Origin of the sequence: Devosia geojensis (genome assembly GCF_000969415.1) — a bacterium.
Lineage (GTDB): Bacteria > Pseudomonadota > Alphaproteobacteria > Rhizobiales > Devosiaceae > Devosia > Devosia geojensis.
In genome coordinates, this window is the sequence record NZ_JZEX01000056.1 from 26,393 (window position 1) to 41,677 (window position 15,285).

Annotated in this window: 14 protein-coding genes; 3 read left to right on the forward strand and 11 right to left on the reverse strand. The window is 64.5% G+C overall.

Features of this window, described 5'->3' with window-relative positions:
- Positions 1 to 25: 25 nt before the first annotated feature.
- The 9 genes from VE25_RS04895 to secE form a co-directional block, all read right to left on the reverse strand.
- Positions 26 to 1,120, reverse strand: a complete 1,095-nt coding sequence (locus VE25_RS04895) for an esterase-like activity of phytase family protein (protein ID WP_046107482.1) — start codon at positions 1,118 to 1,120, stop codon at positions 26 to 28.
- A 142-nt stretch (positions 1,121 to 1,262) separates the two neighbouring features.
- A complete protein-coding gene (rpoC, locus tag VE25_RS04900) occupies positions 1,263 to 5,447 on the reverse strand; it encodes a DNA-directed RNA polymerase subunit beta' (RefSeq protein WP_046107483.1) in 4,185 nt (1,394 codons plus the stop codon).
- Between the two features lie 79 nt (positions 5,448 to 5,526).
- A complete protein-coding gene (rpoB, locus tag VE25_RS04905) occupies positions 5,527 to 9,666 on the reverse strand; it encodes a DNA-directed RNA polymerase subunit beta (protein WP_046107484.1) in 4,140 nt (1,379 codons plus the stop codon).
- A 423-nt stretch (positions 9,667 to 10,089) separates the two neighbouring features.
- A complete protein-coding gene (gene rplL, locus VE25_RS04910) occupies positions 10,090 to 10,470 on the reverse strand; it encodes a 50S ribosomal protein L7/L12 (RefSeq protein ID WP_046107485.1) in 381 nt (126 codons plus the stop codon).
- Between the two features lie 58 nt (positions 10,471 to 10,528).
- A complete protein-coding gene (rplJ, locus tag VE25_RS04915; RefSeq protein WP_046107486.1) occupies positions 10,529 to 11,044 on the reverse strand; it encodes a 50S ribosomal protein L10 in 516 nt (171 codons plus the stop codon).
- A 331-nt stretch (positions 11,045 to 11,375) separates the two neighbouring features.
- Entirely contained in the window at positions 11,376 to 12,068 is a 693-nt protein-coding gene (gene rplA / locus VE25_RS04920; protein ID WP_046107487.1) for a 50S ribosomal protein L1, read from the reverse strand.
- 5 nt (positions 12,069 to 12,073) lie between these two features.
- Positions 12,074 to 12,502: a 50S ribosomal protein L11 gene (rplK, locus tag VE25_RS04925; RefSeq protein WP_046107488.1), complete on the reverse strand. Its 429-nt coding sequence runs from the start codon at positions 12,500 to 12,502 to the stop codon at positions 12,074 to 12,076.
- A 147-nt stretch (positions 12,503 to 12,649) separates the two neighbouring features.
- Positions 12,650 to 13,180 carry a transcription termination/antitermination protein NusG gene (nusG, locus tag VE25_RS04930; RefSeq protein ID WP_046107489.1) on the reverse strand — a complete coding sequence of 177 codons (531 nt, stop codon included), beginning with the start codon at positions 13,178 to 13,180 and terminating at the stop codon, positions 12,650 to 12,652.
- A 38-nt stretch (positions 13,181 to 13,218) separates the two neighbouring features.
- Positions 13,219 to 13,416, reverse strand: coding sequence for a preprotein translocase subunit SecE (gene secE / locus VE25_RS04935; protein ID WP_046107490.1), 198 nt, complete (start codon positions 13,414 to 13,416; stop codon positions 13,219 to 13,221).
- A 225-nt stretch (positions 13,417 to 13,641) separates the two neighbouring features.
- Here secE and VE25_RS04940 point away from each other — a divergent pair, with 225 nt between their 5' ends.
- The 3 genes from VE25_RS04940 to VE25_RS04950 are packed head-to-tail and all read left to right on the forward strand — an operon-like array spanning position 13,642 to position 14,680.
- Positions 13,642 to 13,923: a hypothetical protein gene (locus VE25_RS04940; RefSeq protein WP_046107491.1), complete on the forward strand. Its 282-nt coding sequence runs from the start codon at positions 13,642 to 13,644 to the stop codon at positions 13,921 to 13,923.
- On the forward strand, positions 13,920 to 14,264 hold the full coding sequence (locus VE25_RS04945; protein WP_046107492.1) for a cupin domain-containing protein: 345 nt from the start codon (positions 13,920 to 13,922) through the stop codon (positions 14,262 to 14,264). The genes VE25_RS04940 and VE25_RS04945 overlap by 4 nt, the downstream gene beginning before the upstream one ends.
- A 5-nt stretch (positions 14,265 to 14,269) precedes the next feature.
- Entirely contained in the window at positions 14,270 to 14,680 is a 411-nt protein-coding gene (locus VE25_RS04950; RefSeq protein ID WP_046107493.1) for a GFA family protein, read from the forward strand.
- A gap of 55 nt (positions 14,681 to 14,735) precedes the next feature.
- Here the strand turns inward: VE25_RS04950 and VE25_RS22910 are convergent, their stop codons facing one another.
- Positions 14,736 to 14,885 carry a hypothetical protein gene (locus tag VE25_RS22910; protein WP_160299949.1) on the reverse strand — a complete coding sequence of 50 codons (150 nt, stop codon included), beginning with the start codon at positions 14,883 to 14,885 and terminating at the stop codon, positions 14,736 to 14,738.
- Between the two features lie 9 nt (positions 14,886 to 14,894).
- Positions 14,895 to 15,170, reverse strand: coding sequence for a hypothetical protein (locus VE25_RS04955; RefSeq protein ID WP_046107494.1), 276 nt, complete (start codon positions 15,168 to 15,170; stop codon positions 14,895 to 14,897).
- Positions 15,171 to 15,285 lie beyond the last annotated feature (115 nt).

The window sequence follows — 15,285 nt, forward strand, 5'->3', positions numbered from 1 at the left end:
GCCTTGGTTTGTATGGTAAGGCAGGCTAAAGCTCCGGTACGGAGAACACAACGAACTGCGTGAACTGCCCGACCGGGTTGAAGTTGTTGTCCGAGGCGATGACCAGCGTCGGACGCCCGCCGACCTGCGGGCCGAACGAGACGGACTCGATGTTGTCGATGTCGAGACCGAAATCGCCTTCGGCAATGGTGAACCAGTGCGTCTTGGTTGCCGACTGTACCTCCTGCCCCTCGATGGACTCCATGCCGGCGATGTCCGTCGCGCCCTCGAGGCTGGTGACGTAGAAGGCGATGGTGTTGCCCACCCCGCTGCCGAAGCTGCGCTCGACCGTCAGCAGCCGCCCGCCGGAGAGCATCAGGAATTCGGAAAGGCCGTTGTCGTTGTACCCCGGCTCCTCCGTCGCCTCGACCGCGATCGGATCGGTCTCGTAGATGTACTCGGCCGACACAGCGCCGCTCTCGGTATCGAAGACGATGATGCGCGAGGGGCTGCCCGCTTCGAGCGTCGCCTTGGCGCCGTCCTGGGCGAGCGCGTTCTCGGTGCCGGCGAGAAGCTCTCGGCCGTCGCCCGAAAGCGTCAGGCTCTCGAAGGCGAGATTGCCGAAGATGCCGTTTGTCTCGGCGCCGTCGGGCAGGTACGCATCGGGAATCTCGAAGCTGCGCACGGTCTTGCCGGTGAGATCGGCCTCGTGGACCGCCGGCCTGCCCTCCGCGTCGCCCTCGCTCGACCAGAAGAGCCGCTGCCCCTCTGCATCGAACCGGATCGCTTCCGGATCGACGCCGCCTTCGGCGAACGGCTCGCCGTCCTCACCCGTGAGCGTATGGGTCGAGACGATATCGAGGCCGGTCAGTTGGTCCTCTGCAAAGACGAGCTTCAGCGTATAAAACCGCGCCGGCGCGCGCTGCGAGCGGTCGTCCGAGATGGCGTAGAAGAGGTCGTTGGCTTCATCGTAGTCGATGCCCGAGATGCCGCCGAACTCGACGCCTTCGATCTTGAGGCCGGTCGGCAGCACGATCTGTCCGATGAACTCGGGCGCGGCCGGCGCCGCATCCTGGGCGGTAACGGCGCCGGTGCCGAGGGCAACGGCAAGAGAGGAAAGAAGCGCAAGGCAGGAACGCATTGGGGGAAGCCTCCAGGGAATGGGAGGAGGACTAAAGCGCTTTCCGATGACGCGCCCATGACTCCCTGCAAAGGCGGACAAACTCAAAGAAAAAGGGGGCCGTCAGGCCCCCTCTTCCCAAGTCGTTGCGATTGCCAGCCGCTTATTCGGCGGCGGGCGCTGGAATCGCGGCGGTCGAAGCCTGCCGGCGGCGCTCCTCGAGGATGAGGTCGTCGCGCTTGGCGGCGATCGCCTTGGCCTGGGAGATGCCCGCGCCGGTGCCCGCCGGGATGAGGCGGCCGACGATGACGTTCTCCTTGAGGCCTTCCAGAAGGTCGGCCTTGCCGGAAACCGCCGCCTCGGTGAGGACGCGGGTGGTTTCCTGGAACGAGGCGGCCGACACGAACGAGCGGGTCTGCAGCGACGCCTTGGTGATGCCGAGCAGCACCGGGTTGGCGGTCGCCGGCTTCTTGCCCTCGGCCACCAGCTGGTCGTTGAGCTCGTCGAAGTCCAGCCGGTCGATCTGCTCGTCCTTGAGAAGACCGGAATCGCCGGGCTCGACGATCTCGACCTTCTGCAGCATCTGGCGAACGATCACCTCGATGTGCTTGTCGTTGATGAGCACGCCCTGCAGGCGGTAGACCTCCTGGATCTCGTTGACGAGATAGCGCGCCAGCTCCTCGACGCCCTTGATGGCAAGGATGTCGTGCGGGGCCGGGTTGCCGTCCATGATGTACTCGCCCTTCTCGATGGTGTCGCCTTCCTGGAGATGGAAAGGCTTGCCCTTCGGGATGAGGTACTCGACCGGATCGGCGCCGTCTTCCATGGGCTCCACGATCACGCGACGCTTGTTCTTGTAGTCGCGCCCGAAGCGGATGGTGCCGCTGATTTCGGCGATGATCGCGTGGTCCTTGGGACGGCGCGCCTCGAACAGTTCCGCCACGCGCGGCAGGCCGCCCGTGATGTCCTTGGTCTTGGCGCTTTCGAGCGGGATACGGGCCAGCACGTCGCCCGGCGAGACCTTCTCGCCCGGCTCGGTCGCGATGACCGCGTCGACAGAGAGCAGGTACCGGGCTTCGCCGCCGCGGTCCAGCTTGACGACGGTGCCGCCGCGCGCCACCGCGAGAGCGGGCTTGAGCCCCTCGCCGCGCTGGCTGGTGCGCCAGTCGGAAACGACGCGCTTGGTGAAGCCCGTCGCCTCGTCGGTGGTTTCCGCCACCGACGCGCCGTCCACCAGGTCCTCGAACACCACCTCGCCCTCGACTTCCGCCAGGATCGGACGGGTGTAGGGGTCCCACTCGGCCAGACGCTGGCCGCGACGCACCTCGTCGCCTTCCTTGACGAGAAGCTTGGAGCCGTAGGTCACGCGGTGCGTGGCGCGCTCCTTGCCCTCGGCATCGACGATGGCGAGCGACACGTTACGGGCCATCACCACCAGCTTGCCGTCGCCGATCTTGGCGACGTTGGCGTTGCGGATGACGATCTTGCCTTCGGCGCCGGCCTCGAGGAACGAGGAGTCGACCACCTGCGCCGTGCCACCGATGTGGAACGTGCGCATGGTGAGCTGCGTGCCCGGCTCGCCGATCGACTGGGCGGCGATGACGCCGACCGCTTCACCGATGTTGACCGGCGTGCCGCGGGCGAGGTCACGTCCGTAACAGGCCGCGCAGCACCCCTGGCGCATCTCGCAGGTCAGCGGCGAGCGGATGCGCACCGTCTGGATGCGGGCCGCCTCGATGACGTCGACATGGCTCTCTTCCAGCAGCGTGCCCCGTGCCGCGATCATCTCACCCGAGAGCGGGTGGAAGATGTCGTCGGCGGCCGTGCGGCCGAGGATGCGCTGGCCGAGCGAGGCCACGATCTGGCCGGCATCGACGATCGCTTCCATGGTGAGGCCATTCTCGGTGCCGCAATCCTCGGTCACGATGATCGCGTCCTGGGCCACGTCGACGAGACGACGGGTGAGGTAACCCGAGTTCGCCGTCTTCAGGGCGGTGTCGGCCAGGCCCTTGCGGGCGCCGTGGGTCGAGTTGAAGTACTCGAGCACGGTCAGGCCTTCCTTGAAGTTGGCGGTGATCGGGGTCTCGATGATCGAGCCGTCCGGACGCGCCATCAGGCCGCGCATGCCGGCGAGCTGCTTCATCTGCGCCGGCGAACCGCGCGCGCCCGAGTGGCTCATCATGTAGACCGAGTTGATCGGACGCTGCCGCTTGGTCTCCTCGTCGAACTGGACGGTGGCGATGCCCTTCATCATCTCTTCGGCGACCTTGTCGCCGCACTTGGCCCAGGCGTCGACAACCTTGTTGTACTTCTCGCCCTGGGTGATGAGGCCGTCGTTGTACTGCTGCTCGAACTCCTCGACCTGCTTGCGCGCGGCTTCCACGATCCCGTACTTGCTCGGCGGGATGACCATGTCGTCCTTGCCGAACGAGATGCCCGCCTTGCACGCCTGGGTGAACCCGAGCTGCATGACGCGGTCGCAGAAGATGACCGTCTCCTTCTGGCCGCAGCCGCGATAGACCGTGTCGATCATCTTGGAGATCATCTTCTTGGTCATCAGCTGGTTGGCCGTGGCGAACGGCACCGCCGGATGCTTGGGCAGGATCTGCCCGATCATCATGCGGCCGGGGGTTGTCTCGACGATCTCGGTCGTCTTGTTCCCCTCCGCGTCAAAGGCCGGCACGCGGGCTTTGATCTTGGTGTGGAGCGTCACGATCTTGTTGTCGAGCGCATGCTCGAGTTCGGCCATCGAGCCGAAGGTCATGCCTTCGCCCGGCTCGTTCTCGTTCATGAGCGAGAGGTAGTAGAGTCCCAGCACGATGTCCTGGCTCGGCACGATGATCGGCTGTCCGTTGGCCGGGTGCAGGATGTTGTTGGTCGACATCATCAAGACGCGTGCTTCCAGCTGCGCCTCGAGCGACAGCGGGACGTGCACGGCCATCTGGTCGCCGTCGAAGTCGGCGTTGAACGCCGAGCAGACGAGCGGGTGCAGCTGGATCGCCTTACCTTCGATGAGGATCGGCTCGAACGCCTGGATGCCGAGACGGTGGAGCGTCGGCGCGCGGTTCAGCAGAACCGGATGCTCGCGGATCACCTCGTCGAGGATGTCCCAGACTTCCGGCTTTTCCTTCTCGACGAGCTTCTTGGCCTGCTTGACGGTCGACGAGAAGCCCTTGGCCTCGAGCCGCGAGTAGATGAACGGCTTGAAGAGCTCGAGCGCCATCTTCTTGGGCAGGCCGCACTGGTGCAGCTTCAGGTTCGGACCGACGGTAATCACCGAACGGCCCGAGTAGTCGACGCGCTTGCCGAGGAGATTCTGGCGGAACCGGCCCTGCTTGCCCTTGAGCATGTCCGAAAGCGACTTCAGCGGACGCTTGTTGGCGCCCGTGATGGTGCGCCCGCGCCGGCCGTTGTCGAAGAGAGCATCCACAGCTTCCTGCAGCATGCGCTTCTCGTTGCGGATGATGATGTCCGGGGCCTTGAGCTCGATCAGGCGCTTCAACCGGTTGTTGCGGTTGATGACGCGGCGATAGAGGTCGTTGAGGTCGGACGTGGCGAACCGGCCGCCGTCGAGCGGCACCAGCGGGCGCAGCTCCGGCGGAATGACCGGCACGACGGTCATGATCATCCACTCGGGCTTGTTGCCCGAGACGATGAACTGCTCGACGATCTTCAAGCGCTTGGCGAGCTTCTTGGGCTTAAGTTCCGTCGTCGACTCGGCAATTTCGACGCGCAGGTCCGCGGCGATCTTCTCCAGGTCGAGCGCCATGAGCATGTTGCGGATGGCCTCGGCGCCGATCTTGGCGGTGAAGCTGTCGGCCCCATACTCGTCCTGGGCGTCGATATACTGCTCTTCGGTCATGAGCTCGTTCTGCGAGAACGGCGTCAGGCCGGGGTCGAGCACGACATAGTTCTCGAAGTAGAGAACGCGCTCGATGTCCTTCAAGGTCATGTCGAGCAGAAGCGCGATGCGGCTCGGCAGCGACTTCAGGAACCAGATGTGGGCGACGGGCGCGGCCAGCTCGATGTGGCCCATGCGCTCGCGGCGCACGCGCGACAGGGTGACCTCGACGCCGCACTTCTCGCAGATGACGCCCTTGAACTTCATGCGCTTGTACTTGCCGCAAAGGCACTCGTAGTCCTTCACCGGCCCGAAGATGCGCGCGCAGAAGAGGCCGTCACGCTCGGGCTTGAACGTGCGGTAGTTGATGGTCTCGGGCTTCTTGATCTCGCCATAGGACCAGGAAAGGATCTTCTCCGGGCTGGCGATGTTGATCTTCATCTGGTCGAAGGTCTGCGCCGGAACCTGCGGATTGAAGGGGTCCATGACGTGGGAATGATGATTCATCAGTTCTCTCCTCGGTCCGCCCGGCCGGGTTTCTCACCCGGCCGTCGGACGCGTTGATGGGTAGGGCTCGGCAGGCTGCTTATTCCGCCGCGTCCTGAGGAGGTGCGAGCTCTTCGGCCTGGTTGGGCTCGTTGTCGTTGACCCGCATGTCGAGCTCGACATTGAGGCCCAGGGAACGGATTTCCTTGACCAGGACGTTGAAGCTTTCCGGGATCCCCGCTTCGAAGGTGTCGTCGCCGCGCACGATGGCCTCGTAGACCTTGGTGCGCCCGGCCACGTCGTCCGACTTGATGGTCAGCATTTCCTGGAGCGTGTAGGCGGCGCCATAGGCTTCGAGCGCCCACACCTCCATTTCGCCGAAACGCTGGCCGCCGAACTGGGCCTTGCCGCCCAGCGGCTGCTGGGTGACGAGCGAGTACGGACCGATCGAACGGGCGTGGATCTTGTCGTCGACGAGGTGGTGGAGCTTGAGCATATAGATGTAGCCCACGGTCACCGGACGGTCGAACTGCTCGCCGGTGCGCCCGTCATAGACGACCGACTGGCCCGAGCCGTTGAGCCCTGCCCGCTCCAGCATCTCGACGATGTCGGCTTCCTTGGCGCCGTCGAAGACGGGCGTCGCGATGGAAATGCCTTTCGAGAGATGCTCGCCGAGCCGGACGACGCCGTCGTCGTCGAGATCGCCGATCGTGTCGTCATCGCCGAAGAGATCACCGATCTCCTTGCGCAGCGGCGTCAGGTCGCCCTTGGCCTGGTAGGCCTTGACCATCTGGTCGATCTTCCGGCCGACGCCCGCACAGGCCCAGCCGAGATGCGTCTCGAGGATCTGGCCGACGTTCATGCGGCTCGGAACGCCCAGCGGATTGAGCACGATGTCGACCGAGGTGCCGTCTTCGAGATACGGCATGTCCTCGACGGGGACGATGCGGCTGACCACGCCCTTGTTGCCGTGGCGGCCGGCCATCTTGTCGCCGGGCTGCAGCTTGCGCTTGGTCGCGACGAAGACCTTGACCATCTTCATGACGCCCGGAGGCAGCTCATCGCCGCGCTGGAGCTTGTCCACCTTGTCGATGAAGCGCTGCTCGAGCAGACGCCGGCTCTCCTCGTACTGGGCGTGGAGGGCTTCCATCTCGGCCATCACCTTGTCGTCCTCGACGGCGAACTGCCACCACTTGGACCGCGGCTGGGCCTCGAAGATCGAGTCGTTGAGCTTGGTGCCGGTCACGTACCCCTTCGGGCCCGAGGTCGCCACCTTGCCGAACAGCATCTCCTTCAGACGCGCATAGACGTTGCGGTCGAGGATCGACTGCTCGTCGTCGCGGTCCTTGGCCAGGCGCTCGATTTCCTCGCGCTCGATGGCCATGGCGCGCTCGTCCTTGTCGATGCCGTGCCGGTTGAAGACGCGCACCTCGACCACGGTGCCGGCGTCGCCCGGGGGCACGCGCAGCGACGTATCGCGAACGTCCGAGGCCTTCTCGCCGAAGATGGCGCGCAGGAGCTTTTCCTCCGGCGTCATCGGGCTCTCGCCCTTCGGCGTGATCTTGCCGACGAGGATGTCGCCCGCCTGCACCTCGGCGCCGATATGGACGATGCCCGCCTCGTCGAGGTTCTTGAGGGCTTCTTCCGAGACGTTCGGGATGTCGCGGGTGATTTCCTCGGGACCGAGCTTGGTGTCGCGGGCCATCACTTCGTATTCCTCGATGTGGATCGAGGTGAAGACGTCGTTCATGCTGATCCGCTCGGACAAGAGGATCGAGTCTTCGAAGTTGTAGCCGTTCCACGGCATGAACGCGACGAGCACGTTCCGCCCGAGAGCGAGGTCGCCCAGCTCCGTCGACGGGCCGTCGGCCACGATGTCGCCGGCCTCGACATGGTCGCCCACCACCACCAGCGGACGCTGGTTGATGCAGGTCGACTGGTTCGAGCGCTGGAACTTCATCAGGTTGTAGATGTCGACGCCGGACTTGGAGGCATCGGTCTCTTCCGTGGCGCGGATGACGATACGGGTCGCATCCACCTGGTCGACGATACCCTTGCGCTTGGCGACGATCGCCGCGCCCGAGTCACGAGCCACGACCGGCTCCATGCCGGTGCCCACGAACGGAGCTTCGGCACGCAGCAGCGGCACCGCCTGCTTCTGCATGTTCGAGCCCATCAGCGCGCGGTTGGCGTCGTCGTTCTCGAGGAACGGGATCAGCGAGGCGGCGACCGAGATGACCTGCTTGGGCGACACGTCCATCAGGTCGACGGTCTCCTTGGGGGTCAGCCCGTTGTCGCCGGCATGGCGCGCCACCACCAGGTCCTGGGTGAACTCGCCCTTCGCGTTGAGGGGCGCGCTCGCCTGGGCCACGTAGTGCTTGGCCTCTTCCATGGCCGAGAGGTAGACGACCTCGTTGGTCACCTTGCCGTCCACGATCTTGCGGTACGGCGTCTCGATGAAGCCGTACTTGTTGACGTGGGCGTAGGTCGCCAGGTTGTTGATCAGGCCGATGTTCGGGCCTTCCGGCGTCTCGATCGGGCAGATGCGGCCATAGTGCGTCGGGTGCACGTCGCGCACCTCGAAGCCGGCGCGCTCACGGGTGAGACCGCCCGGCCCGAGGGCCGACAGGCGCCGCTTGTGCGACACTTCGGAGAGCGGGTTGGTCTGGTCCATGAACTGGCTGAGCTGCGAGGAACCGAAGAACTCGCGCACGGCAGCGGCCGCCGGCTTGGCGTTGATCAGGTCCTGCGGCATGACCGTGTCGATCTCGACCGACGACATGCGCTCCTTGATGGCGCGCTCCATGCGCAGGAGCCCCAGCCGATAGGAATTCTCCATCAGCTCGCCCACCGAACGCACGCGCCGGTTGCCGAGATTGTCGATGTCGTCGATCTCGCCGCGACCGTCGCGCAGGTTGACGAGCGTGCGCACCACCTCGACGATGTCTTCCTTGCGGAGCGTACGCATGGTGTCGGGCGCGTCGAGCTCGAGGCGCATGTTCATCTTGACGCGGCCGACGGCCGACAGGTCGTAGCGCTCGCTGTCGAAGAACAGCGACTGGAACATGGCCTCGGCCGTATCCAGCGTCGGCGGCTCACCCGGACGCATCACGCGGTAAATGTCGAAGAGCGCGTCCTCGCGGCTCTCGTTCTTGTCGACGGCCAGCGTGTTGCGGATGTAGGCGCCGATGGTGACGTGGTCGATGTCGAGGATCGGCAGCTCGTCGAACCCGAGGTCGACGAGCTTGTTGAGCAGCTTTTCGTCGAGCTCCTCGCCCGCCTCCACATAGATCTCGCCGGTCTTGAGGTTCACCAGGTCCTCGGCCACATACATGCCCAAGAGGTCCTCGTTGACCGCGAGCAGGTGCGTCAGGCCGTTCTCGGCGAGCTTCTTGGCCTGGCGAGCCGAGAGCTTCTTGCCGCCTTCGTGCACGACGTCGCCGGTCTTGGCGTCGACGAGGTCATGGGTGGGTTTTGCGCCCTTCCACTTCTCGGCATCGTACGGGACGCGCCAGCCCTTGTCGGTCTTCTCGTAGGTGAGCTTGGTGTAATAGGTGTCGAGGATTTCCTCGGCATCCATGCCCAGCGCCTTGAGGAGCGAGGTCACCGGAATCTTGCGGCGGCGGTCGATGCGCGCATAGACGATGTCCTTGGCGTCGAACTCGATGTCGAGCCAGGACCCGCGATACGGGATGATGCGGCCGGCGAACAGGAGCTTGCCCGACGAATGGGTCTTGCCCTTGTCATGGTCGAAGAAGACGCCCGGCGAACGGTGCATCTGCGAGACGATGACGCGCTCGGTGCCGTTGACGATGAAGGTGCCGTTCGAGGTCATGAACGGCATGTCGCCCATGTAGACGTCCTGCTCCTTGATGTCCTTGACGGAGCGCGCGCCCGTTTCCTCGTCCACTTCGAAGACGATGAGACGCAGCGTGACCTTGAGCGGCGCAGCGAAGGTCATGTCGCGCTGCCGGCATTCGTCGACGTCATACTTGGGCTGCTCGAACTCGTACTTCACGAATTCGAGAGAAGCGGTGTTGGAGAAGTCGGTGATGGGAAAGACCGAACGGAAAACAGCCTGCAATCCCTCGTCGGGACGTCCACCTTTGGGCTCGTCGACGAGAAGGAACTGATCGTAGGAGGCCTTCTGGACCTCGATCAGATTGGGCATCTCCGTGACTTCGCGAATGGAGCCGAAAGATTTGCGGACCTTGCGGCGGCCGTTGAACGTGGTAGCCATAAAAGCTCCTGTTTCCTTGCGATTTGTCTCGGAGGCAGATGTCCAAAGACCCGACAATCAGCCGGCGGGTATCGGGACATATGCCCTTGCGTAACTGGTTAGGCGACTGGATGTGCTGGGATTCAGGTCAGGGCGAGCCGAAAATGGCGGCCTGCGGGAACCGGGGCGCGGCGTACGTCTGGCACGCGAGCACCGGAAGCGCGGGAAACTACCATTTGGAGGACGACATCACCTGAATTCCAGCACACCCTAAACGCGCATCGCCGAACGGGCGGTTACCGCCTCGGTTCGGTTCAGCGCGTTGGAAAACTCTATTCCGCAACCTCTTGCCGGGGTATCCGGCAATCCCCCCACATGTTCCATATGGGGGTAAATGAGGCGGCACTATGGCGCCGCCCCAAAAATTTATCGTAACGCGGCGAACTACTTGAGTTCGACCTTGGCGCCGGCGTCTTCCAGCTTCTTCTTGATGTCTTCGGCCTCAGCCTTCGACACGCCTTCCTTGACGGCCTTGGGAGCGCCTTCGACCAGGGCCTTGGCTTCGCCGAGGCCGAGGCCGGTGATGCCGCGGACTTCCTTGATGACGTTGATCTTGTTGTCGCCGAAGGCGGCAAGGATCACGTCGAATTCGGTCTTTTCCTCAGCAGCAGCAGCGGGAGCCGCAGCGCCACCGCCAGCGGCGGCAACGGCGACGGGAGCCGCAGCCGAAACGCCCCACTTCTCCTCGAGGAGCTTGGAAAGCTCGGAAGCCTCGAGAACGGTGAGAGCCGACAGTTCGTCTACGAGTTTGGCGAGATCAGCCATTTGATGGTTCCTATATGGTGTTTCGTTTCAGTTCGAACAAGTGGATGCGAGCCTTGCGTCAGGCTGCGCCCTTTTCGGCATAGGCCGACAACACGCGGGCGATCTGGCCGCCCGGTGCCTGGACGACCGAGGCGATACGCTGGGCAGGCTGCTTGAGCATGCCGGCGAGCGTGGCGCGCAGTTCGTCGAGCGAGGGCATCGTGGCCAGCGCCTTGACGTTGTTGACGTCAAGAGCGGTTGCCCCCATGGCGCCGCCGAGAATCACGTACTTCTGATTCTTGTCGGCGAACTTCGACGCGATCTTGGGCGCCGTCATCGGGTCTTCCGCATATGCGATGACCGTCGGGCCGGTGAACAGGCCCGAGATGTCCGCGTTGTCGGTATCCTTGAGAGCGAGCTTGGCAAGGCGGTTCTTGGCGACCTTGAGTTGTCCGCCGGCCTGCTTGACCTGCACGCGCAGGTCCGTCAGTTCGGCAACGGACAGGCCGGTATTGTGCGCAACGACGATCGATCCGGCGCGGCTGAGGGCCGACTGGAGCGATGCGACGACTTCACGCTTTTCCGCTCTTTCCAATGCTAGTCTCCACATTCGGCCCGGCGACGAGCACCGGACCATTGCCAATGTCACCCCCGCGAGGGGAGGCAACGGTTCCGGACGTCCCCGAAAGGACATCCCCTTCGTGCCTGTAAACCGCTGGCCCTCAAACGAGGACGCTTGGCCTGGTTCGAACCGGAACCCGCGGCCCCTTTTTAGGACCGGAAATCTCGGTCTTCACCCCATCTATGCAGGCTCCTTGCGGATTTAAGCGCCGCCATATGGCGACGAACCGGCAGTCTCGGACAGGACTTCATCGGCCGGCGAACCGGCCGATGTCACGGACGGCCGGAGCCGCCCGAAACTTGTGTTAGAGAGCCGAAGCCGGCTCGACGTGGACGCCCGGCCCCATGGTGGAGCTGACCGCCACGCGCTTGACGTAGGTGCCCTTGGCGCCCGCGGGCTTGGACTTCTGCACGGCGTCCGTGAAGGCCTTGATGTTCTCGAGGAGCTGGGCTTCCGAGAACGAGACCTTGCCGACGCCGGCGTGCAGGATGCCGGCCTTCTCGACGCGGAACTCCACCGCGCCGCCCTTGGCCGCCTTGACGGCGCCGGCGACGTCCGGGGTCACGGTGCCGACCTTGGGGTTCGGCATCAGGTTGCGCGGCCCGAGGATCTTACCGAGGCGCCCGACCAGCGGCATCATGTCCGGCGTTGCGATGCAACGGTCGAAGTTGATGTTGCCGGCCTGGATCTGCTCGGCCAGGTCATCGGCGCCGACGACGTCCGCGCCGGCGGCCTTGGCTTCCTCGGCCTTGTCGCCGCGGGCGAACACGGCGACGCGCACCGTCTTGCCCGTGCCGTTCGGCAGGTTGACGACGCCGCGGACCATCTGGTCGGCGTGGCGCGGATCGACGCCGAGGTTGAGCGCGATCTCGAAGGTCTCGTCGAACTTGGCCGAAGCCCGGTCCTTGACCATCTTGATGGCGTCTTCGATCTTGTAGAGCTTCTTGCGGTCGATGCCCTCGCGGGCGGCCGCGACCTTCTTAGCGATCTTTGCCATTTGCCTTAGCCCTCGACCTGAATGCCCATGGAGCGGGCGGAACCGGCGATCATCGACATGGCGGCGTCGACGTTGTCGGCGTTGAGGTCCTTCATCTTCTTTTCGGCGATGTCACGCAGCTGTGCCTGCGAGATCGTGCCGGCGCTCTCCTTGCCCGGAACCTTGGAGCCGGACTTGAGGTTGAGCGCCTTCTTGATGAAGTAGGTCACCGGCGGCTGCTTCATCTCGAAGGTGAAGCTCTTGTCGGCATAGGCGGTGATGACGGTCGGGATCGGCGAGCCCTTTTCCATCTCCTGCGTGGCCGCGTTGAAGGCCTTGCAGAATTCCATGATGTTGAGGCCGCGCTGACCGAGCGCAGGACCGATCGGCGGCGACGGGGTCGCGGAGCCGGCCGGCACCTGGAGCTTGATGTAGCCCACGATTTTCTTTGCCATAGTCGTCCTTCCAATGCCCGTTTCCAGGCGCTGCGTCCGCCGTCACGCGGACAGTTGTGACGCTGTGGTGCGAGGGCAAGCCGGCGGATTGGCGTCCGCCACCCTCTCCCACAGATTTCCCGGAACTAAAGGCTCCGGGTTACGGGATCAGACCTTCTCGACCTGCCCGTATTCGAGCTCGACCGGAGTCGGGCGCCCGAAAATCGAAACTTCCACCTTGAGGCGGCTGCGCTCCTCGTCGACTTCCTCGACGATGCCGTTGAAGCTCGCGAACGGCCCGTCCGAGACGCGCACGCTCTCGCCCACCTCGAACGAGATCGAGGGCTTGGGATGCTCGACGCCTTCCTGCACCTGCTGCAGGATGGCCATCGCCTCGGCCTCCGAGATCGGCATCGGCTTGTTGTCCGCGCCCAGGAACCCGGTGACCTTCGGGGTGTTCTTGATGAGGTGGAACGCCTGGTCAGTCATGTCCATCTTCACCAGCACATAGCCCGGGAAGAACTTGCGCTCGGCGTCGACCTTGCGGCCGCGCCGCACCTCGACGACCTTTTCGGTCGGAACGATCACGTCCTCGAACAGATGCTCGAGCTTCTGCTGCGCGACCTTTTCCTTGATCGCATCAGCAACTTTGCGCTCGAAGTTCGAGTACGCCTGAACGATGTACCAGCGCTTGGCCATGAAGGGCTCGCCGCTCCTAAATTCCAGTACCGACCGACTTAGCGGATCGAAAGTATCAGCTGCACGAACCAGGAGATCACCTGGTCGGCCGCCAGAAAGAAGAGACTCGCCAGGATCACGAGGACGATGACCATGATAGTCGAGATCAGAACCTCGTTCCGCCCCGGCCAGGTCACCTTCGACACTTCCTGCCGCACCTGCTGTAGGAAAGTGATCGGGTTCGTCCGGGCCATCAGCGACTCTACTTTGCGTTTTTAGGGCCGCGAAATTCGCTGCGCCCGAGGCAAAACCAAAGGCCGCGCGGTTATCCCGCACGGCTGGGAGTTGGCTATCTAGTGGCTTTGGGCCGCGATTGCAACATCTGAATCGCCAAATCCGGCCTGCCCCGCGCCCTCGCGGACAAATGCGTTGCCTTGTGCCGGCCGGCAAGCGCATTATCTTTCTGGGGCAAGGAGACCATCATGCGAACGCTCGCCCTCATCGCCGCAGTTTGCCTCGCCGCCCTCGCCTCCCCGGCCATGGCGCAGACCCGTTGCGTCTCGGTGCCGGAAAACAGCGCCAGCCGCTATGTCGAGAACGGCAAGCAGGAAATGCTCTGCCACCACGGCGTGATCACCGACAAGGTCAACGAGATGGAGATGAAGGCGCAGATCGACTCGCTCGCCGGCTCGGTCCGCCAGCTCGAGCTGCAGCGCCGGTTCGACGCCCTGCCCAAGCAGCCGAGCTTCGTCACCATTCCATGAAGCATGTCGTCGACCGTGCGGCCTGGGCCGACAAGCCCGACGCCTGGTCCGGCGAATGGCAGGGCGCGGCCCATGGTTCCGGGGTTTCGGTGATCTTCGTCACCTACGACAAGCCCGGCGGCGGCCCGCGCCTCCATACACACCCTTATTCGGAAACCTTCATCGTGCGCCGGGGCCGCGCCCTCTTCACGCTCGGCGATGAAGAGATCGAGGCCGCCGCGGGCCAGATCGTCGTCGCCCCCGCCAACGTGCCGCACAAGTTCACCAATCTGGGTCCGGGCGTCCTCGAGCAGATCGACATCCACGCCAACCCGACCTTCGTGACCGAGTGGCTGGAGTAGTGGATATGACCGAGGAGGAATGGACCGGCGGCTGCATGTGCGGGGCCATCCGCTACCGCGCCTTCGGCCCGCCCGTCCGCATCGAGATCTGCCACTGCCGCACCTGCCGGCGCAACACTGGCTCGGCTTTCGGCGTCTTCGTTCTCTTCGAAGGGGACAAGGCCGTCATCGAGGGCGAGGAAAACCTGACGAGCTACCGCTCCTCTCCTCCCGCGACGCGTCACGGTTGCCGGCAGTGCGGCACGCCCCTTCTCAACCGCTTCGAGGGATACGTCGACTTCCACCTGGGAACGCTCGACGAGGCCGAGCGCCTGCGCCCGGATACGGAAATCTGGACTGCCCGCCGCCTGCCCTGGCTGCCGCTCGTCGGCGAAGTCCAGTGCTACCTCTACGGGCCCGATGGTCCACAGCTATAGATCAGGACTGGAATATGGACCGCCGGCTGCCCGCCGGCGGTCCGATTCGTACGGCTTACTGGATGCCGAAGGCCTGCTTGGCGGCGTTCTCGGCCGCGTCGCCGGCCTGCGTGATCTGCGCGGCGGCAAGGCCCGCGGCGCGGGCTGCATCCTCGGCGGCCTTGCGCGCCTCGGCGACCGCGGCCTGCTTGTCGGCGTCACTCATCGATTCGAGCTACTGCTGGGCGGCCTCCACCTGCTGCTGCATGGCGCCCGCCTGGTTCTCCACCTGCTGCATCGCGTCCTGGACGGCTTCCACCGCCTCGGCAGCCGGAGCCTCTGCTGCCGGAGCTTCGGCGGCCGGCGCGGCGGGCTCGGCGGGAGCCGCAGGCGTCTCGGCGGCCGGAGCTTCCGTGGCCGGAGCTTCGCTGGTGGGCGCGGGCGCATCACCGCAGGCGGCGAGGGCCAGAAGAGCCGCAAACGCGGCGGGCAGCACGATCTTATTATTCATGGGAGTTGTATCCTCTGCTAGTATTTCCCGGCCGAACCGGACCTCACAGCCCTGTGATCAAAATCGCGGCAAAGTTGAGGCAGGACGAACGCGCCCGGGGTGTAATTCATCCCCT